The sequence below is a fragment of the Streptomyces lasiicapitis genome, assembly GCF_014646335.1.
Taxonomy (GTDB): Bacteria; Actinomycetota; Actinomycetes; order Streptomycetales; family Streptomycetaceae; genus Streptomyces; species Streptomyces lasiicapitis.
Map to the genome: position 1 here is coordinate 39,883 of NZ_BMNG01000028.1, position 20,374 is coordinate 60,256.

A 20,374-nucleotide genomic window follows, 5' to 3' on the forward strand; every position below is an offset into this window, starting at 1 on the left:
CGTACGGCATGTGCGCCTGAAAGCATCAACGGGGTGGGGCGGGAGATGTTCACCGGGGACACCGGGCTGCGGTTCGCGCTGCTCGGTCGGCTGCGTGCGTGGCGCGGCGGCAGGGAGCTGGAGCTCGGCTCCCCGCAGCAGCAGGCGTTCCTCGCGGTGCTGCTGCTGCGTCAGGAGCAGGCCGCCTCGGTGGCCGACTTCGTGGAGGCGCTGTGGGGCGGGAACCCGCCACCCCGCGCGGTGGGGACCCTGCGGACGTACGCCTCGCGGTTGCGCAAGCTCCTTGAGCCGGAGCGGGGCGCGGGCGAGTCCCCCCGGGTCCTGGTGTCCGTCGCCGACGGCTACGCGCTGCACGTGCCGCGGGAGGCCGTGGACCTCGCCCGGTTCGAGGATCACGTCGCCTCGGCGGGCCGGGCCCGGGCGGCCGGACAGCTCGCGGAGGCCCGCGCCCGGCTGCGCCTCGCGCTGGAGCCCTGGCAGGGCGACCCCCTGCCGGGCATCCCCGGCGCGGCCATGGACGCGCACCGCGCCCGGCTCGCCGACCAGCGCCTGACGGCCCTCGAAGCCCGCCTGGAGCTCGATCTGGAACTGGACGGCCCGCAGTTGGTCCTCGCGGAGCTCACCGGCCTGGCCGCACACCATCCCCTGCGCGAACGGCTGTGCGCCCTCCAGATGCAGGCGCTGCACCGTGACGGCCGGTCCGCCGAAGCGCTCGCCGTCTACGACAACGCCCGCCTGCTGCTGAGCGAGGAGCTCGGGCTCGATCCCGGCCGCGACCTCGCCGAGGCGCGGGATCTGCTCACGGTGCCTGACGCCACAGGCAGCACCGGGCTCCCGGACCTGGCCGCGCCGCCGCTGCCCGCCCAACTCCCGGGCGACCTCGCCGACTTCACCGGCCGTGCCGCGCTCGTGGCGGACCTGTGCACGCTGCTGTCGTCCGAACGCCCCGGGGCCGCCGCCGTGGTGGCGGTGTCCGGAGCCGGCGGGGTGGGCAAGAGCGCCCTCGCCGTGCACGTCGCGCACCGGGTGCGGGAGTTCTTCCCGCACGGACAGCTCTACATGGACCTCCAGGGCGTCGGCGGCCACCCGGCCGACCCGGCCACCGTCCTTGGGTCGTTTCTGCGAGCCCTTGGCGTGGACGACGCCGCGATACCCGAGGGCCTGGCGGAACGCTCCGCGCTGTTCCGCGCCCGGCTGACTGGGCGCCGCGTGCTCATCCTCCTCGACAACGCCCACGGCCCCGAGCAGGTGCGGCCCTTCCTGTCCGGGCCGCCCTCGTGCGCCGTCCTGGTCACCAGCCGTGCCAAGCCGGTGGGTCCTGCGTCCGCGCGCCTGGTCGACCTCGACGTCATGACCCCGGGTGAGGCACTCGAACTCCTGGGCAAGGTCATGGGCCGGGCCCGCGTCGCAGCTGAGGCGGACGACGCCGCCCGCCTTGTGTCGGCCTGCGGCCACCTGCCGCTGGCCGTACGGATCGTGGCGGCCCGCCTTGCCACACGCCCCGCGTGGCCGCTCGGCGCGCTGCACGGCCGGCTCGCCGACGAGCGGCACCGCCTGGCGGAACTGCGCGTCGCCGACCTGACCGTCGAGGCCGCCTTCGCGCTCGGCCACGCCCAGCTCCGGCCGGACCAGCGGCGCGCCTTCCGGCTGCTCGCCCTGCCCGATGGCCCGCACGTCTCGTCCGCCGCCGCGGCCGCCGTCCTCGGCCTGCCGGAGCCGGAGGCCGAGGCGCTGTGCGAGTCGCTTGTCGATCTGAGCCTGCTGGAGTCGGTTGCCCCCGGCCGCTACCGCTACCACGACCTGCTGCGTCTCTACGCGCGTGGACGCGCGAGCGCGGAGGAGTCCCCGGAGGGACGGGCTGCCGCCCTGCGCCGCCTGCTGGAGTTCCTGGTGTCCACGGTGCGGACCTCGTACCCCGGCGCCCTCGACAGGGCCGAACGCCTGGGGATGACCGCGACGGTCCCCGGCCTTTCGTTCGCCACGGCCGAGGAAGCCGGCGCCTGGCTGGCCCAGGAGGCGCCATGCCTGGTCGCGGCGGTGCGCCAGGCAGCCAAGGCCCCCGACGGCGCCCTCGCCCCGGCCGCCGACCTGCTGCTCATGACGGAGGGGCTGCTGGAACGCGGGCGCCCCGGGCCGGAGTTCGAGCAGGCGGCCGAGGAAGTGGTCGCCGCGGCGCTCCGCCTGGGCGACCGGCGCAGCGCGGGCCGTGCCTACCTGGCCCTCGGCCACGGCCACTACTACGCGGCCCGCCTCCGCGAACTGGTCGTGGTCTACCGCCAGGCGGTGGCTGAGAGCCGCGCGGCCGGTGACGCGCTCGTCATGGCCGATGCCCTGGTGCTGCTGGCCCGCTGCTTGTATCACCTGCGCCACCACGACGAGACCCGCGCCCTCCTCACCGAGGCCTTGGCGGTCTTCCGGGCACACGCCGACCGGCTCGGCGAGGCGAACGCCCTCGGCGCGCGCTGCCGGGTGCGCCAGACGGCGGGTGAGACGGCCCCGGCGGTCGCGGACGCAGAGGAGGCCCTGGTGCTCCATCAAGGTCTGGGCAACGGTCGTCGGGTGGGGTTCGCACTGTACGAACTGGGCGTCGTGCTCGGCGCCGCCGGGCGGACCGCCGAGTCCGCCGCACGCCTCACCGAGGCGCTGGCCTTCTTCGGCGCTCGTTGCAACCGGCTGTGGGAAGGGCTCACCCTCTCCCGGCTCGCGGAGAACCGGCTCGCCACCGGCCGCGCCGAGGAGGCCGCCCAGCTGGCCCGGACCGCGGTCGCGACGCTGGAGGAGGTCAGGAACGACCGCGGCCGCGCCCACGCCCTGGCCGTGCTCGGCTCCGCCCTCGTCGGACTCGGGGACCATGACGGTGCCCGGGCGCACCGGCGTACCGCGCACGAGATCTGCGCCCGCCTGGGCATGCCGGAGGCCGACGACCTCCTCGCTCTCCTCGGCGCCGGGCCCGGGCGCCAGGACGGGGCCGAACCGGCACTGGGCCCCTGAACGAGAGCGGCCTGCTCCCCTCGCGTGCCGAACACGTCACGGCGGCACGGGTGTCACGGGTGGTCCTCCCTCCCGTGACCGCTCGTCAAAAGGCTCCCTCGTCAAAATGTCCGCACGCCACCTGGCCCTCACGTCACCCGGCCCTCACGCCACCTGGCCCTCACGTCATTCGGAGACATCCCATGCCCCCCACTGCCTCGCCCGGCCACTCCTCCGGCGGCGATTCCGGGCGAACCGCCGCCCACCGCTTCACCGTTCTCGGTCCCCTTCGCATGCACGACGGGTCGGCCGAGGTGTCCGTCGGCGCGCCTCAGCTGCAGGCGGTGCTCGCAGTCCTGCTGCTACGGGCGCGTACTCACGTGTCCACCCGGGAACTGATCGCCGCGGTCTGGGGCGACGACGCCCCGCTCGGCGTGCTGGGGTCGTTGCGCACCCACGTCTTCACCCTGCGTCGACTCCTTGAGCCCGGCCGGGCACCCCGCGCCGCCGCACGCACACTGCTGACGACGGGCGACGGCTACACCCTGCGCGCCGCCCCGGAGGACGTCGACCTGACGGTCTTCGAGCTCCGTACGGCCGAGGCACGGCGGGCCTGGGCCGACGGCCGGCCCGAACGGGCGCGGTCACTGTTCGTCTCCGCCCTTGACCTGTGGCGCGGCATGCCGCTCGCCGGCGTGCCAGGACCGTACGCCGAGGCCCAGCGCGCCCGCCTTGAGGAGCTGCGCCTGTCGGCGGTCGAGGCCCGCTGGGAGGCCGAGATCGCGCTCGGTGGGCACGATGACGCAATCGGTCCGCTGCGCGTGCTGGCCGCCGAACACCCGTGGCGCGAGCGGGTCCACGAGCTGCTGATGACAGCGCTGCACCATGCCGGACGGCAGGCGGACGCGCTCGACGTCCACGCGCACGTCCGCCGCGCGCTCGCCGAGGAGCTGGGCACCCGCCCGGGTCCCGGCCTGGAACGGCTCCAGCAGAAGATCCTCACCGCCGGACGCGGGCGGCAGGCGGGCGACGCGGCCGGGCTGAGGCCGCCGGACCGGCCCTACGGGTCGGCTCAACTGCCCCAGGACACCGCCGACTTCACGGGCCGCGACGACGAGGCCGACCGGCTGTGCACCGCACTGGAGAAAGACCGGATCGTCGCCATCAGTTCCATCAGCGGGATGGGCGGCATCGGCAAGACCGCCCTGGCCGTCCACGTGGCCCAACGGATGCGCCACCGCTTCCCGGACGGGCAGCTCTACGCGGACCTGAGGGGAACCGACACCCGGCCCGCGGAGCCCATGGAGGTCCTTGGCCGCTTCCTGCGCGTCCTCGGCGTCCGCGCCGGTCACCTCCCGACGCTGCCCGGGGAGCGGGCCGCCCTCTACCGCTCCATGCTCGCCACCCGGCAGGTGCTCATCGTCCTTGACAACGCCCGCGACCCGGCCCAGGTGCGCGACCTGCTGCCCGGCACACCCGGCAGCGCGGTGCTGATCACCAGCCGCTCCCGGCTCGCCGGCCTGACCGGGGCCACCCTGGTGGCCCTGCGGCCCATGGCGCGGACAGAGTCCCTGGAGCTGCTGACCCGGATCGCCGGCGAACAGAGCGTGTCCGCCGAGCCGGAAGCCGCCGCCGAGGTGCTCGACGCCTGCGGCCATCTGCCGCTCGCCATCCGCATCGTGGCCTCCCGGCTGCTCGCCCGTCCGGACCACACGCTCGCGGAGACCGCCGCGCTCCTCGCGGACGAGCGGCGCCGCCTCGACGCGTTCACGACGGAGGACACCGCCGTGGAGACGACCTTCCGGCTCGGCATGGAACTCCTTGACGCCGAACACGTCCGAGCCTTCCGACTCCTCGCCCTGCCCGAGACACCCGAACTGAGCGTGCCCGTCGCCGCGGCGCTGCTCGCCCGACCGGAGCGGGAGGCGGAGGAGCTGTGCGAGTCACTGGTCGACCTGAGCCTGCTGGAGTCGGTCGCCCCCGGCCGTTACCGCTACCACGACCTGCTCCGGCTCTTCGCCCGTCAGACCGCATGCGCCGAAGTGCCGGACCACGAGCGAACCGCCGCACTCACCCGCCTGCTTGAGTTCTGCCTCGCCACCGCCCTCGGCGCCCACCGGGCATCGCTGCCCGACGACGCGTTCCCCGGGCACGTGGCTCCGCTGCGCTCCGAGGGCCTGGACTTCACAGGACCGCAGGAGGCCGCCGCCTGGCTGCTCGACGAGCAGACGTCGCTCCTGGGGCTCATCGAGCAGGCGGCGGGCGACGCCTCTCTGTCGCTGGCCGCCTGCGCGGACCTGCTGCTTGCTGCGGACCCGCTCGGCCGCCTCGGCGCGCAGCCCTACGGCATCGAACGCGCCGCCCGGACCCTGGCCGAGGCCGCGCGCGCCGCCGGCCACCGCACCGCGGAAGCACGCGCCCTGTACATGCTGGGCGGCTCCGTGCAGCAGCGTTTCGCCATGCGGCTCGGCGCCCCTTCCCTGGACCGGGCCATCGAGCTGTGCCGGGAGGCCGGGGACCGGACGCTGCTCGCCCGCGTCCTGATATCACGCGGCGGAGGCGCGCTTGCCGTGCGCGACTTCACCGCAGCGCACGCCATGCTGACCGAGGCACTGGCCCACTGCAGGGCCCTGGCCAGCCGCAGCATGGAGGCGAACGCGCTCGGCTTCCTCGGCCTGGCCCTGCTGGCCACCGGCCGGGCCGATGAGGGCCTTGCGCACTGCCGCGAGGCCGTCGCCGTCACCCGGGCGACCGGGGACGTCGCGGGTCAGGCCAACGCGCTGCACAACCTCGGCCAGGTCTGCCTGCGGACGGGGCGGACGCCCGAGGCCTTCGACAGCCTGCACGAGAGCCTGGGCCTGTGGCGTGAGACGGGCTCCCGCTTCCGCGAGGGCCTCCTGCTCGGCGCGATCGCCGAGGCCCACAACCTCTCGGGACGGCCCGTGGAGGCCGCCGAACACGCCGCGCGGGCACGGGACATCGCCGAGGCGCGCGGCGACGCGGGCATCCTCGCCCGCGCCCTCGCACAGCTCGGCCACGCCCACCGGGCCCAGGGCGACGCCGACCGGGCCCAGGAGCACTACCGCCGCGCGGAGAGCGTCTTCCGCGAGCTCGGCCTGCCCGACGCGGACGACATCGCGCGGCGCGGCAGGGGGATCTCGCCGTAGAGGACGTGCGGCTCTGTGCCGGACCGGGCCCTGCCGGCCGCACCTCAGCTGACGAAGTCCTGTGCCCACCAGTGGGTGCCGTTGGAGTCGACCGTGACGCCGACGCCGGTGTACTTGATGTCGTCGTCCAGGATGTTCTGCTCGTGCAGCGGCTCCTTGATCCACGCGTCGACCACCGAAGGGGCGTCCTTCCAGAAGCCCCGGGCACCGGCGGCGTTCTCGCTGATCTTGCCGATCGGGCGGGGGTAGCCGTACTTCTTCAGCGAGTCCCTCATGTTGGCGAAGGTCCAGTGGCCCTGCTGGCCGCGACGGGCCTGCTCGTCGGCCTCGTCCTGCGCGGTACGCGCGACGGCGTCGTCGTACTGGAGCGGCGCCTTGCCGTGCTGCACACGGTAGTTGTTGACCAGGTCGAACACCTGCCGCTCCAGTCCGGCGGGCGGCTTCTGGCCCTGGTCGGAGCCCCACTTCCAGACCTGGGACGCCGTGAAGTTGCAGGTGAAGAGCTGCACCGGGGTGCCGTCTCCCGGGTTCCCGCCGGTGACGTCCAGGCACTTGCTCGACTGCGGGTTGATGAGGACGTCGCCCTGGTAGCGGACCCACTTCTGGGCAGCCGAGCCATTGCAGTCCCACAGCTGTACGGGGGTACGGTCGGCGGTGCCACTGGACGCGACGTCCAGGCACTTGCCGAACGCGGTCATCGTGGCACCGACCTCACCGGGCTTTTCGTTGTACGTCCATCTCTGGGACTCGGTGTTGTTGCAGGTGTGAATCTGTACGGGGGTGCCGTTGCCGGTGCTGCCGCCGCGGACATCGAGACACTTGCCCCCGAGCCCGACGACCTGCCCCTGCAGCTGAGCCGCCTGCGCCGTGGACGGCATGGCGGTGACGCCTATGACGGCAAGGGTCAACGTGCCCCAAACGTGCGGCTTCCTCAGCGACTTCCTCATGGTGGCCCGTCCTCTGCCTCGCATCGCGACCCCGGTGCTGTCACCCGGGTCTCTGTCTCGAGGAGGCTAGGAACAGGCGATCAAGGGCTGATCAACGCCCCATAAATGCCACTCGTGCCGCTCGTGCGCTCGTCCTCGCCCGCAGGTACCGCGACGCGCCGGACCGTGGCGTCCGCGGAGCAAGCGCGGGCGCCACGGTCCGGCCAGGACCTCAGGGAAGCGTCAGCTCACCCGCCCCAACTTCCGCCAAGGGAACACCTCCTTCCCCTGGCTGTCCCGCTCCGAAGTGCCCGGTTCGACGGTCGTGTACCAGGACGCCGCCCAGTACGACCCCTTCCAGGAGACGTAGGCGCCGGTCGCGGGGTCGGCGGTGTTGCCGCTCCACAGGTGGGTGTTGGGAGTCGTGGCGCCGAAGGCGGCCTCGACGTCCTTGCCGCCGGCCGAGCGGAGAGTGAAGAGCTTGCCGTGGGCGGGGGTGGAGGGGGAGCCCTCCGACCCCGTCGCCGGGTCGATGGGGATGAAGTGCCAGCGCTGGGCTTCCGAGGAGGAGCAGCCGGACACCTTGATGTCCTCGCGGGCTCCGTTCGCGGTCAGGCACTTGCCCGCGTTCTGGATGGTGTACCAGCCGTTCCCGGCGCTGCGGGGGGTCCAGAGCTGGTTGGGGTTGCCGTCCTGCGGCTCCACCAGGTGGGCGCGGTTCTCGCCGGGGTGGTGGTCCATCAGGTTGCCCTGGTACTCGAACTGCCAGCCCTTGTCGCCCTTGTCCCAGGCGGCGAAGGTCCGGCCGACCGTCTTGCCGTGCGGGGTGCCCCGCTGCCACTCCGGTGCCTTGCACTCCCCGGCGCCGCCGGTGTCCGGCTCGACCGTCCGTACGCCCTTGCGGTCGTCCTGGACGGAGCCGTACGTGTGGTCGCCGGTCGACACGGTGATGTTCGCGGGGCCGGTCACCGGCAGGTAGTACTTGAGGCCGATCTCGTGGGACTTGCCGGGCGCGATGGCCTCGCAGAAGCCGAGTTTCAGGGTCACGCGGTGGAAGTCGGCCTTCAGGCCGCCCACGTTGGGGCCGGAACGGCCGGGCTTCACCGCGTCCTTCAGCTCCGTGCCCGCTTCATCCTTCAGCAGGGGCGAGGTGGACGTGGGCAGGTCGAAGGAGATCTCGGTGCCGGTGCCGAGGGTCCGCTCCGTGTTGTTGGTGATGCGCAGCTTCGGCTGGATCGGCCACAGGTCGCCCTCGGCCGTCGGGTAGTCGACGAACTCGGCGGAGACGTCCACGACTTCGTCGGGGAGGGGAGTGTCACCGGCACGTTCCGTCTTGTAGCCCCCGGAGCCGTGCAGCGCCCCGTCGAGGCGGCTGGTGACGTCGTACCCCATGCCGTACTCGCCGTTGGCGCGCTTGGTGTAGTCGCCCGCCAGCTCCCACAGCATGACGCCGCCGATGCCGTTGTCCTTGACGTACTGCGCCTTGGCGTCGATCGAGGCGTCGTTCTCCGTGGAGAGGAACACCTTCTTCTCGGCGTTCCACAGCCACGACGCCTTGAGCGTGTCGTCGTACTTCTCCGTGTACGTGCCCTTGAGTTTGCCGGACTCCTTGTCGGTGTCGACGTAGGAGGGGAGGTAGCCGGGGGTGATGCCGTCCTGGAGGTTCCGCGTGTGCCACAGGGGGTTGGAGCCGGAGGCGACCTCCTCGCCCCGGGTGCCGAGGTCGTGCCAGACGTTGTCGATGCCCTCGGCGCCGTGGCCGCAGTCACCCTTCTCACCGGTGCCGGGCTGGCAGGCGCCCTGGTCGGGAAGGGACGAGGTGCCCCACAGACCGTCCCTGCCGCCGCTCACGTTCTGCCAGCCGCGCGTATAGTAGGGGACGCCGAGGTTGATGCGGCCGGGCGGCAGCGCGCCCCGGTAGTAGCGGTACGACCAGTCGACGTTGAAGTAGCCAGTCTTGTCGAACTCCTTCTCGCCGTAGACGTTCGCGGCAGCAAGCTCGGCGTCCTTGCCGTCGTCGTACAGCGGCGCCTGCGGGCCGACGTACTTGTTCCAGGAGCCGTGCAGGTCGTACGACATGACGTTCACGAAGTCCTGGTACTGGAGGGCCTGGCCCGCGTCGTAGCCGCGTACGAGATAGCCGGAGGCGGAGCCCGCCGAGGTGAGGAGGTAGTAGCGGTCCTTGTCGGCGCCCGCGCGGTCCAGCTTCTCGCGCAGGGTCTTCATCAGCGCGTTGTAACCGGCCTGGAGGCCCTTGCGGCGGCTATTGGACAGCTCCCAGTCGGCTGGGTTGCCGCTGTCGGGCAGCGCGGACGGGTACTCGTAGTCGATGTCGACGCCGTCGAATCCGTACCGGTCGAGGAAGCCCGTCACCGAGTCGGCGAAGGTGTCGATGCCCGCCTGATTGACGGAGCCGTCGGCGTTGGTGGCCATGGTGTAGAAGTTCTTCGTCTCGGCCCAGCCGCCGACCGAGATCAACGTCTTCACCTGCGGGTGCTTCTTCTTGTAGCGGTTGAGGAGGTTGAAGTGGCCCTTGTACGGGAGTGAGTCGTCCATCTCGGCCCCGCGCACGCCCGGCCAGGTCATTCCGGTCGCCGGGTTCTTCGGGTCGTCCGTGTCACCAACAGAGATCCGGTCGCCGCCGTCGACGCTCGCGAAGGCGTAGTTGACGTGCGACACCTTCGACCAGGGGATGTTCTTCGCCAGATAGCGCGGATCGCCCTTGGCGCCGGTGCGCCAGCCGGTGAAGTAGCCGACGACCCGCTTGTCGTGCCCGTTGCCGCCGAGCCACTCGCGTCCGTCGTCGCCGTACACCTTGCAGTACGGGGTGCCGACGCCCTTCGTCGCGGCGAGCCCTTCGGGGCGGCACCGGTCGTGCGGGCCGGAGGTGGAGGGCTTGGCGGAGCGGTCGTCGGTGGCGTTGTCGACGGGGTCACCGGCGCTGCCCGTGGACGGCGGGGTCTCTGGCGTGCCGCCCATGCCGGGGGTGTCGCCGTGGTACGTGTACTTGTTCAGAGCGTTGACGGCGGCCATCGGGTCGCCGTCCTTGTATCCGTCGATGGCGAGGAAGTTCGGCTTCTTACGGGCCGCCGGCGCACAGAAGTTCTCGGCGCGGTTCTGGAGCTTCGCGTTGTCCGTCATGTACGTCTGCTTCAGCGGGTCGCTCCGGAAGTGGTTCATCACGTACAGGCGCCGGAAGTTCTTGTCCTCCTGGAGGAGCGGAGCCCCCCACCTGCTGTAGCAGCTCCAGTCGGCGGTGCCGAGGCCCCGCCCCATCGACCAGTGGTTCTGCACGATCCAGGGCTGCTCGTACATGAACCCCAGCTTGTTCTTGCCGTTCCTCTTGTCCTCGGCTTTCCCGTCGCCGGTGAAGAGCAGCAGGCGCTTGCCCGAGTCGACCATGGACTTGACGGTCGGCCAGCCCTTCTCCTTCACGTTCTCGGCGTCGGGCCGGAAGACCATCTTGGCCGCGTCGGTGCCGGGGGCGAGGTCGTCACCGAGTTCCTCCTCCAACTGCTCCGCGGTCGTGTAGTCCTCAAGGAAGACGGTGACGACCGCCTCCTTGTCCTCCTTCATATAGGCGACGATGTCCTCGAAGATCTTGGAGAACGTCACGGTGGAGCTCAACTCGCCGCCCAGGCAGCCGCCGTGACACATCCGCACGCGCCCGTTGGCGTAGTACCCGTCGAGCATCACCGACCGCACGCCGTCCCGGAGTTGGCGCGATACCGAGTGCGGCTGGTTGGGCATCGCGATCGGCGGCGAGTCCTCCGAGTTGAAGAACGCGTTGTGCGTCGTCAGGAACGTCACGTCGTCGAGCTTCGGATCCGACGGCATCGGTGACTTCGGTGGGTTGATCGGCGTGATGTACCAGTCCTGCTTCTGCTCGTGCTTCTGCTCCTCGGGGTTCGGATCGCTGGAGTCCACCCAGAGCGGAGAGTCGTGGTCCTCCCCGCCCCACAATCTGCGCTCCGAACCCGGCTCGTGGATGCGGTACTGGTCACCCTTCTGGTGCCGGAATTCCCAGTCCGTCTGCGTGTTGTCGCAGGGTTCGACTCCGAGCCGGTCGCCGCTCTGCTGGGCGAGGCACTGCCCGTCCCGGTCCGGGTTCTTGATCTTGTACGTGCCGTCGGCGTTCCGGGCGAACTCCCACTGCTGTTCGTCCTCGTTGCCCTTGGGGTGATGGGTGGCGACCGGGTTGTTGGTCGCCGACATGTGATAACCGCTGCGGGCGTTCTGGATGTAGAACTTCCCGTCCGTCGGCGGCCCCTCGTCCTCGCTCGCAGCGGCCTCCGTGCCCGCCGTCGCCGAGGCGGCCCCCGCCCCGCCGGTCGCCTTCGCCGCCGCCGGTGGCCGCGGCTTCTCGGGGCGGTCGGGTCTGGTGGGCCCCTCCGGGCCGTCCGCCGCGACCGCGGGGGTCGCGAGCAGGGCTAAGGCCAGTGCGGCGCACCAGGCAGCCGCCGTGCGTCTCTTACGCACAGGGACGCTCCCTTCTTCTTGCCGGTCTTCTTGCCGATTCCGGGCGCGGACGCGCCCGCGGTGAAGACTGCTGGAGAGCGATCCTTGATAGATCAACGTCTTATGAACGTCGCGGGCCAACGCCCGTCGGGGGGACGCCGGCTTCGACGGCCAGGGCCACGATGGTCAGCGCGCCGTTGGAGCGTTCGGGGCGGCCCGCCAGGATGCGGTCCCTGGCCGCTCGGATCCGGGCATGGTTCGTCTGCTGCTCGAGTATCGCCTTTGAGGAGCGCAGCACTAGGAGGACTCCGTTAGGTCTTCCCGTAAGTGCTGATCAAGAGCATGTTGGTGGTGTGGACGCGCATGAAGTGAGCCGTATGCGGGCGGCGTTGGGGTTCTTTGTGGCCGATGTGTTCGCCTCGGTGCCGCTCAGGCGATGGCTTCTCGGCTGGCGGATGGCAACGAGCAGAACCTGCAGCGGTTTGTGAACCAGTCAACGTGGGATCCGGTGCCGGTGCGGCGGCGTGTTGCCGAGCGCCTGACACCGCTGGTCAACCCGGACGCCCTCGTGATCGATGATGTGTCCTTTCCCAAGGACGGCCGCATGTCGCCAGGGGTCGCTCCGCAGTACTGCGGAGCGCTGGGCAAGCAAGCGAACTGCCAGGTCGCCGTGAGTGTGCACGCCGTCAGCGACACCGCCTCGGTTCCGTTGCAGTGGCGGCTGTTCCTGCCTAAGGAGTGGGACCAGGATGTCCGGCGGCGCCGAGCCGCCGGGGTGCCGGACGAAGCAAGGCACCGGGAGAAGTGGCGGCTGGCGCTGGACATTCTGGACGAGCTGGCTGAGTGGGGCCTGGCGGACCGGCCCGTGGTAGCGGATGCCGGTTACGGCCAGAACCACATGCTGCGGGCCGAGTTACGCGCCCGTGGCCTTCACTACGTGACTGCCGTGCGCGGGGACATCAGCGCGCACGGCGCCGCGGCCGTGCCCCACACACCGCAGCGGGCCGGGCTCAGGGGAGCGCCGGGCCTGCCCCGCTACCGCGAACCGGCCCGCTCCGTGAAAGAGCTGGTCATGGCCGCGGGACGGCGCTCGCTGCGGCGGTGCACCTGGCGCCAGGGCAGCCGTGGCGACATGACCAGACGTTTCATCGTCATGCGCGTCCGGCCGGCCGGCGTCGCCGCTCGTAGAGCGGCCCGTGAACGGGCCGGCGGGCGCACCGCCTGGGACGGAACAGTGCCGGCCGAAACCCTCCTCGCCGAATGGCCGCCCCACCAGCCACAACCCACCAACTACTGGTTCACCAACCTGCCCGCTGACACGGGCCTGCGCCGCCTGGTGAGCCTTGCCAAGATCCGCTGGCGCATCGAGCACGACTACCGCGAACTCAAACACGGCCTGGGCCTGGACCACTTCGAAGGCCGTTCCTGGAACGGCTGGCACCACCACGTCACCCTGGTGAGCGCCGCCCACGCCTTCCTCACCGAACAGCGCCTGTCCCCAAAAGCCCCGGGCCCAGCCTCACCCTCTACCAGATCCTCGACGCCCTCCAGGACACCCTGAGGTGCTGGACCGGCACCTGCACCACCTGCCAACAGCCACTACCCAGAACACTCAGATCAAGACCGGCCTAACGGAGTCCTACTAGGGCCCCAAGCCCGGCTCAAGAACCCTGCCCCAGGGGCCACTCGCCGGGCGGTCCGCGGTGTGTTGTTCACGGGTTTGGCCGGATGCTCAGGTGCGTGAAAGCGATGGTCCGCCGGATGCCGCCGGCGAGCACACAGTCGGTCGGGAGGCTCGCGGGCACCGTCTGGATGACCTTCTCGGCAACCGATCCCTTGCCGCGTCCGCTGACCACCACACCCTGGAGTTTGGCGGTATTGAGACCCAAGATCCGTAGAGAGGTGCCGGATTCGTAGGCGATGACCGCCTTGCTGCCGTCCGCGTAATGCAGGGTTTCCCTTGCTTTGTTTGACGCAAAGAGCAGGCATGTGGCCTGGGTGGTGCCCTTGGTGCGGTACTTGGCCGTGATGCTGCGGCCTGAAGCATCTGTGCAGCGGTAGACGCCGTCGACGGTGACGGTCGTGGTCTCGGAGGAGAGACCGAGCCCTGATCCGTAGGTAATGTCCTCCTGCCCGGTGCAGTTCTGAGCGGTGTGGGCCTGTGCTGTCGGCGCCCATCCGACACTCGCCGTGGTCAGGGCGAGGGAGAACAGAGCGATCCCGATGCCACGCTTACCGATCATTGGTTCTCCTTGGCTGCCCGTGCGTGCGCCGGCCATCGGCGCGGTTGCCCGGCGACTTGGCTACCCCCGGCATCTGCGGTTCTACCTTCTTCCCCAGGCGGACCGAAGCACCGCCGCGCCTTCGCGCCGCACCATGCGCCCTCTTACGCCCGCCTGCACGCCCTGCCGGACCGCGACGTGCCCATGTCACCGTGGGCTGCCCGGTGCCGAGCGGACACGCCCGCGAGGAGGGGCCGGCAGAGGGAGGGACCGTGAGCGACACGAGCCCGGCAGTTCCCCGCGTGGCCTCCGTCGCGGTGTCCGCACCGCCGTACCGGCACCGTCAGCGAGACATCGCCGCCGTGTTCGCCGGGGCGTTCCTCGCCGCCGATGCGGTCTCACGCCGCCGTTTCACCGCCATCGCCGCGCATACGGGCATCGAGTACCGCAACCTTTCCCTGCCCCTGACCGAGTACCCTCAGCCGCGCACCTTCACCGAGTACAACGAGATCTGGGTCCGTACCGCACGTCAGGTCGGGCGGGAGGCGCTCACCCGGGCCCTCGAAGCGGCGAACGTACGGCCAGACGAAGTCGGGGCCATCGTCACGACGACCACCACTGGAGTCTCCGTCCCGTCGTTCGACGCCGAACTCATCCAGGGGGTCGGCCTGCCACGTCATGTGGCCCGCATGCCGATGCTCGGCCTGGGCTGCGCGGGAGGCGCCGCCGGCCTGTCGAGGGTGTACGACTATTTGAGGGGCCGTCCGGACCAGGTCGCCGTCCTGGTCTCCGTCGAACTGTGCTCGCTGAATTTCCAGTGCGCGGACACATCAGTCGCCAACCTCGTCGCGACCAGCCTGTTCGGCGATGCCGGGGCCGCCGCCGTGGTCCTCGGCGCCCACCGGGCCCAGGAGGCCTCCGGCCCCGCGCTGGTGGCCACCCGTAGTCGCCTGCACCCGGAGACCGAGCACCTCATGGGCATGCGCGTGGGTACCAACGGTTTCGTCGTGTTCCTCTCCCCGGACGTCCCCGACTTCGTCGGGAAGCACCTGACCGGCGAGATCGACGGTTTCCTCGCCGGCCATGGCCTGACCACGAAGGACATCACCGCCTGGATCTGCCACCCCGGCGGCCCGAAGGTCATCCAGGTCCTCGACCGCTGCCTCGGTCTGCCACCCGGCGCACTCGCCCATACCCGGGCCTCCCTGGCCGAGCACGGCAACATCTCCTCCGCATCCGTGCTCGACGTCCTCCACAAGACCATGGCGGCCCCACCGGCCCCGGGGTCCCACGGCCTGCTCCTCGCCCTCGGCCCAGGCTTCACCAGTGAACTGATACTTCTCAACTGGTGAACGCGGCCTCTGCGGTACTGCACACCCAGAGCATGCAACAAGCCCCTGCCATCATGATGTGGTGGGCGCCAACTGGCGCATGACCTCGCTGTAACCATCGGCCGGGTGCAGCACCCATCAATGCCCGCTCGCCAACCGCGAACGGCAGGGGTGAACCGCTCCGAGCCCGCTTCGTGTCGCTGTGACCTTTGCCAACGAAGTTTGTCGCCCCAGGTCAGCCACACCTCAACGACTCTCTTCGTTGTGTGCCGAGCCACGATAGTTGGCACCTGGCCACGCTGGTTGGCACCGCCCTCGCTCATCTGTGCCAAGATTCGAGGGTGGAGATGACCGACGTCAGGCGTGCGATCGCGGCTGCGACTTCGGTCGCCGCATCGCTCGACCTGCCGGCCGTACACGCGCGATGGCTTCGCAGTGACGCTGTGGACCTACTACGAGCCCGTGGTACCTCACACCTCGCCAGTCGACTACGCCAAGGCGCTGGAGCAGTTGCATACGGGCATGCGCAAGGTCGATGTGCCGAGCCCGAGGTTCACGGACCGGATCACGGAGGCGGAAGAAGTTGTCGCCGACCCGGATCGCTCGCCGGAGCTCGCCGACGCAGACCGCGTTTTCCTCAGCAGCAGGCTGGCAAGCCTGCGACGGGCGATCGACGACCGCGGCGCCGTGGAGCAGCTGCTCCACGGCGAGCCGCATCCAGGCAATGTGCTCAGCACGAAGAACGGCCTGTTGTTCATCGACCTTGAGACGTGCTGTCGCGGCCCCGTCGAGTTCGATCTCGCCCATGTTCCCGAGGCGGTCTGCGAGCACTACCCGAACGTCGACCAAGGGCTGCTGGACGAGTGCCGACAGCTCGTCCTCGCGATGGTCGCCGCGTGGCGTTGGGGGCTTGGCGACCAGTTTCCGAACGCGAGGCGATTCGGGGAAGAATTCCTGCGCGCACTGCACGACGGTCCGCCTTGGCCGACACTCGACACGATGAACAAGCGACTGGGCGGCCTGTAGAAATCGCCGAAGGTCACGTGAAAGCGGCAGGAACCAAGCGACGAGACTGTCGCCGTTGCAACCCCATGCGCGCCGGCCTCGCTGCCGCGCTGAACCAGGGCGCCGGTGCCAACAATCGTGGCCCGGCACACGTTGTCAAACAACAGGGCCTGACAACTCGGCGAATCCGGCGGGCTGCGCCAGACGTGGGCGTGCTCCATGCGCAGCCCAGCGACGCAGCCACGCGCAGGTACTGCCAATACATGGGATCGTCATGCTGCCGCAGCGAATACGGCACCCCAGCCCCGCGCGCCTCCCTGAGAGGTAACAGTCCACCAGGACATCAGGCTCCAGGAGCCTTGAGGGATAAACGTCGCACCACCTCCTCACCTGCGGGGACAACGTGAGCCCCTCCGAAGGGGTTCGACAGCAACGGTCGCTGTTCCGTGGAATCCAGTCACGCGACCCATCGGACAGCACTTACGGGAAGACCTAACGGAGTCCTACTAGTCGAGCTCGCTGACGCTGGAGGCGGTGGCGGTTAGTGCACCGGGCGGTTTCTGGCCTGCTGTGTTGCGGATTTGTTGAGAGGTCGGGGGAGCGGTTCCAGCGGGGAGGTTGGAGTGTGTGAGCTGGGGTCATGTGTTGCGTGCTGAGCGTGGCCGGGGGCGGTGCAGGCAGTTCCAGCGAGTGAAGGCCCACGGGAGTCCGGCGCCCCGGCCGGCGGTCAGAACTCCACGGTGACAAAGCCGTCCTCGTCGGCCGGTGCGGGGGCCAGCACGCGGTAGTCGAACTCCTGCTTCAGGTCGGCGAGGTCCCAGTTCGCCGCCCGATCCCGGTAGTTGAAGACGAGGTCCTTGCTCGCCCCGCCGTTCTTGAGGATCCGGGCGATGGCGATGTCGTCCGGATGGCCGTGGATCTTTCCGTTGGTGGAGATCAGGTAGCGCCCGCAGTCGAGGAGGCCGAGGAGCTCGTTCGAGACGTTCTTGGAGCTGCCGTGGTGGGCGACCTTCAGGGCGTCGATCCGCAGGCGCCCGCCCTCGTCCTCGGCGCGCGGCCGGATCGAGGCCACCAGGCGCGGGTCGTCCGCGTCGCCGGTGAAGACGATCCGGGTGCCCTCGAACTCGAACAGCAGGGCGATGCTGGTCGGGTTCGTCGGGGACCTGTCCCGCTTGAACGGTGCGGCGGCCAGCTCGTCGACGTCGATCGCGCCGAAGTGCTCGATGCCGGGCGCCGCCTCCCTCTCCACGGGGTCCACGCCCGGGATCAGCCCTGCCTCCTGACACTTCGTCTTCCACGTGGGAATCAGCGACTCAAGGAGTCGGCGGTCCGGGGCGAGCACTTCCATCGTGGATCCGTCGTCGAACCAGGTCAGGGGATGGCCGACTTCGATGCTGCGGCCCTCGAAGGCCTTGTTCCAGGGGAGCTGCTGGGCGATGAGTTCGGTGGTGACCTTCTCTCCGTCCACCGCGCCGAAGATCTCGCGGTCGTGGAGGTGGTCGAAGCCGTTGAACCACACGTCGCCGAACTCGACCGTCCGGTCGGGGTCTTCGAGCAGCGCCAGTACGCCGAGGATGTGGTCCTGGTCGACGTGGGTCACCACGAGCACGTCGATCAGGCCGTCCAGCTCGGCGAGCAGGGGCTTGATCCGTCCGTACGTCCCGTGCCGTCCACCGTCGAAGAGGATCCTTCGGACGAAATCGTCGTCGCCGTACTCGAGGAGCAGGCAGTCGCCGTCCTCCGCGGGCAGCATCCTGAGCCGGATCATCACGCACTCCCTTGCCTCAGGTCGAGAATCAGGAACGGCTGGCGCATGTCGGTCAGCCACGACAGGCGGCGTACCTCGTCGAGGCGGCGTACGCACTCGGGGTCGTCGGGGAAGGCGGAGAGCCCGTCGACGAGCCAGACGAGCCCGAGCGTGTAGAACGGGATGCCGCGGTCGCATGCCTCGATCAGCCCGTCCCGCGCCCGCCGCAGGTCCGGCGAGGCGCGGCGCAGCGCCCGTATCGCCCGCAGGATCGCCCCGTCGCTGATCCAGGGGAAGGAGTCGGCCAGCCGCTCCAGCCAGGGATCCCAGTAGGTCTCGCCCCTCGTGTGGTCGGTGCCGATGAGGACGTAGGCCCCGGCCGCCGCCGCGAGCGGGTTCTGGAACTTGGAGTAGAGCATCGCCTCGACATCGGTGAAGAGTTGGGCCGCCATGTCGAGGGCGCCCTGTGACATGTAGGCAAGACCCGCTCCGATCGCCGGATCGCGGACGGCGATGGCGACGGCGCTGCCGGTCGGGCTCTGCCGCAGATTGACCAGGACCTCGACCTCGCTGCTGCCCCAGGGCAGGGGGAGGGTGACCAGGCGTACGGATCCCTCGGCCTCCACGACCAAGAACTGCCGATGACCGGGCGGATCGCCGACGACTCCGACGGGCCCGATCGGGCCGAAGCGGTAGAGCGGCGAGACCGCCTCCCCGCGCACGTCGGGCTCCGGGAGGACGAGAGGTTCGCCGCGGGCGATGTGCCGGGCGACCGGCTCGTCCGGCGGGTTGTCCCCGAGAGCCAGGATCGATGCGAAGGTGCAGCTCTCGGGCGAGGCGTCGCCGATCCAGCTTGCGAGCCCGGTCAGGTCCACATCGGTCTGGGGGGCGGCCCCGCGCGGCGTGGATGCGGGGGCGACCATGGACCGCGAGGCGACCGACGTGGCGAGCGGGACCTCGGCGGGGCTGTGGTAGACCCTGCCCGACTCGATGTTGCCCATGAGGTACTGCCAGGAGTGCGTCTCGTACGGCGAATCCGTCATGGCGAAGTCCACCGGAGTCTCCTCGCCCTCCACCGCCACGGCGTCTTCCGTCAGCACCAGCCCCGACGGCAGGGTCGCCGACACGAGGTAGCGGCCGGGCGTCACGGCGTACGCCGTGGGGCGGGGATCGATCCCGCAGGGGATCAGGATGTTGCGCCGGCTCTCGCCCCTGAGGTCGGCCGAGAGGATGTCACCGACGATCACCGCTTCGTTGGACTCACCTGTGGGGGAGCGGGAGAGGTGGAGCCTGATGGCGAGTGCGGTGCTCATGGCCGAGCCAATCGGACGCGGAAGAACGGCGGGCGGGCGTCGAGACTCTTGCTGCGCTGGTCTTCGGGGCCCAGGACTGCCTCGACCGTGTACTCGCCGAACGGCAGGAACGGTGCCCACTCACGGAGGTCGGGTTCCCCGTCGGGGTCGGGTGGCGGGCGGTGCAGCGGTTCCGGAATGTTGCCCTTGCAGATGAATTCGGCGCGTGCGTTGTCCTCGGGGTCCGTGCAGCCGATGTACACCGGGACTACCGGGTCGCCCCTCAGCTCGTGGAAGTCGAACTCGAACGACTCGTTGCTTGTCGGTGTCGAAGCGTTCACCAGGGTGCCCGCGAACGACGGTTCCTGCATGAAGCGGACGGTCGAGCGCAGCAGGTTGAGGGTCGTCACCCGCCACACGTCGTCCTCGGTGTTCTCGCTCCCCGAGCCGTCGAAGCTCCGCAGCAGAGCGTCGGTGAACAGACTGACGCCACCGGCACGTCCGACGGCCGTCGCGCGGAGCATGGTCGAGTAGAGGACGGCGTGCATGCGCGGATCGAACCCGGCGGGGCGCAGGTTCCCGCCGACGACGACCCGTCCGAGAGTGTCCCTGCCCACCGTGTTGACGAGTGCGTCGGAGCCTTCCCGGCAGGCGTCGACGAAGAAGACCTGCTGGGCGGCCCTGCAGTTGTTGAGTCCCCGGACCAGCGCCTCGAAGTGCAGTGCGCCGTTCAGCGGGCTGTTCCGGTCGGCGAACATGTCCGCCGCCAGGAGGGAGGAGTCGGTTCCCAGTGAGACGCCGTGGCCGCAGAAGTAGAAGACCAGCCGGGCCTCGTCGTGGTCGCCCCGGTCCTTCCACTCCTCGATGGCATCCACGATGTTGTCGATGGTTGCCGATTCCACCACATGGTTCACCTGTGTCTTCGGGTGGACGAAGGGAGTGGGCGCCGCTTCACTCAGCAGGAGCGCGAGAGACGCCAGCGGCCTGCCCTCGTCGTGATACTGATCGATCATCCAAGTGGCGAACGCGCGAGCCGAGAGAGGCGGTGAGGACAGCTGCCTCAACCCCACGGCGCCCGGGTGGTCCGTCGGCGAGGGACCACCGTTCAGATGCGTGTACGCCCCGACGCCGATGACGACCGCGTGCGTGGACGCGGGCCCCGCGTTCTCGTCCAGGTGCACCGTGAAAGCGGCCATGGGACCTCCGCATGACGCACCGGCAAGCCGGTGGGAGGTATTGCTCCTATTATAGAAATA

General features: G+C 70.1%; 9 protein-coding genes and 2 pseudogenes. 5 read left to right on the forward strand and 6 right to left on the reverse strand.

The window, feature by feature from the left end:
* The first annotated feature begins 33 nt into the window (after positions 1–33).
* Positions 34–2,991 carry an AfsR/SARP family transcriptional regulator gene (locus tag IEY91_RS40040; RefSeq protein WP_189177710.1) on the forward strand — a complete coding sequence of 986 codons (2,958 nt, stop codon included), beginning with the start codon at positions 34–36 and terminating at the stop codon, positions 2,989–2,991.
* A gap of 182 nt (positions 2,992–3,173) precedes the next feature.
* On the forward strand, positions 3,174–6,137 hold the full coding sequence (locus tag IEY91_RS40045) for an AfsR/SARP family transcriptional regulator (protein ID WP_189177711.1): 2,964 nt from the start codon (positions 3,174–3,176) through the stop codon (positions 6,135–6,137).
* 44 nt (positions 6,138–6,181) lie between these two features.
* On the opposite strand, the gene IEY91_RS40050 is transcribed toward IEY91_RS40045, so the two are convergent.
* Together IEY91_RS40050 and IEY91_RS40055 are read right to left on the reverse strand one after the other, a co-directional pair.
* Entirely contained in the window at positions 6,182–7,084 is a 903-nt protein-coding gene (locus IEY91_RS40050) for a CAP domain-containing protein (protein WP_189177712.1), read from the reverse strand.
* 222 nt (positions 7,085–7,306) lie between these two features.
* The gene (locus IEY91_RS40055; RefSeq protein ID WP_189177713.1) at positions 7,307–11,542 is read right to left on the reverse strand and encodes a glycosyl hydrolase family 18 protein; all 4,236 of its coding nucleotides are present in this window, start codon (positions 11,540–11,542) and stop codon (positions 7,307–7,309) included.
* Positions 11,543–11,874: 332 nt separating this feature from the next.
* On the opposite strand from IEY91_RS40055, the pseudogene IEY91_RS40060 reads away from it, so the two are divergent.
* A pseudogene (locus IEY91_RS40060) lies at positions 11,875–13,082 on the forward strand (IS701 family transposase).
* Between the two features lie 151 nt (positions 13,083–13,233).
* Here IEY91_RS40060 and IEY91_RS40065 read toward each other — a convergent pair.
* The gene (locus IEY91_RS40065) at positions 13,234–13,764 is read right to left on the reverse strand and encodes a hypothetical protein (RefSeq protein WP_164327323.1); all 531 of its coding nucleotides are present in this window, start codon (positions 13,762–13,764) and stop codon (positions 13,234–13,236) included.
* Between the two features lie 251 nt (positions 13,765–14,015).
* Between IEY91_RS40065 and IEY91_RS40070 the strand changes: the two genes are divergently transcribed.
* On the forward strand, positions 14,016–15,095 hold the full coding sequence (locus IEY91_RS40070; protein ID WP_229697707.1) for a type III polyketide synthase: 1,080 nt from the start codon (positions 14,016–14,018) through the stop codon (positions 15,093–15,095).
* Between the two features lie 387 nt (positions 15,096–15,482).
* Positions 15,483–16,100 (forward strand): annotated as a pseudogene (locus IEY91_RS40075) (phosphotransferase family protein); the annotation flags it as partial.
* A gap of 706 nt (positions 16,101–16,806) precedes the next feature.
* Here the strand turns inward: IEY91_RS40075 and IEY91_RS40080 are convergent.
* Genes IEY91_RS40080 through IEY91_RS40090 form a run of 3 tightly spaced genes read right to left on the reverse strand, consistent with a single transcriptional unit; the run spans position 16,807 to position 20,314 of the window.
* Positions 16,807–17,847: a ComEC/Rec2 family competence protein gene (locus IEY91_RS40080; protein ID WP_189177715.1), complete on the reverse strand. Its 1,041-nt coding sequence runs from the start codon at positions 17,845–17,847 to the stop codon at positions 16,807–16,809.
* Entirely contained in the window at positions 17,847–19,139 is a 1,293-nt protein-coding gene (locus IEY91_RS40085; RefSeq protein WP_189177716.1) for a hypothetical protein, read from the reverse strand. The genes IEY91_RS40080 and IEY91_RS40085 overlap by 1 nt, the downstream gene beginning before the upstream one ends.
* A complete protein-coding gene (locus IEY91_RS40090; protein ID WP_189177717.1) occupies positions 19,136–20,314 on the reverse strand; it encodes a caspase family protein in 1,179 nt (392 codons plus the stop codon). Before IEY91_RS40090 ends, IEY91_RS40085 begins: the two co-directional genes overlap by 4 nt.
* Positions 20,315–20,374: the final 60 nt, after the last annotated feature.

What these genes read in the sequence shown, in the direction of transcription:
- IEY91_RS40045 (WP_189177711.1), top strand. Translation starts at nt 3,174, where the DNA reads ATGCCCCCCACTGCCTCGCCCGGCCACTCCTCCGGCGGCGATTCCGGG.
- IEY91_RS40050 (WP_189177712.1), bottom strand. Translation starts at nt 7,084, where the DNA reads ATGAGGAAGTCGCTGAGGAAGCCGCACGTTTGGGGCACGTTGACCCTT.
- IEY91_RS40065 (WP_164327323.1), bottom strand. Translation starts at nt 13,764, where the DNA reads ATGATCGGTAAGCGTGGCATCGGGATCGCTCTGTTCTCCCTCGCCCTG.
- IEY91_RS40080 (WP_189177715.1), bottom strand. Translation starts at nt 17,847, where the DNA reads ATGATCCGGCTCAGGATGCTGCCCGCGGAGGACGGCGACTGCCTGCTC.
- IEY91_RS40085 (WP_189177716.1), bottom strand. Translation starts at nt 19,139, where the DNA reads ATGAGCACCGCACTCGCCATCAGGCTCCACCTCTCCCGCTCCCCCACA.
- IEY91_RS40090 (WP_189177717.1), bottom strand. Translation starts at nt 20,314, where the DNA reads ATGGCCGCTTTCACGGTGCACCTGGACGAGAACGCGGGGCCCGCGTCC.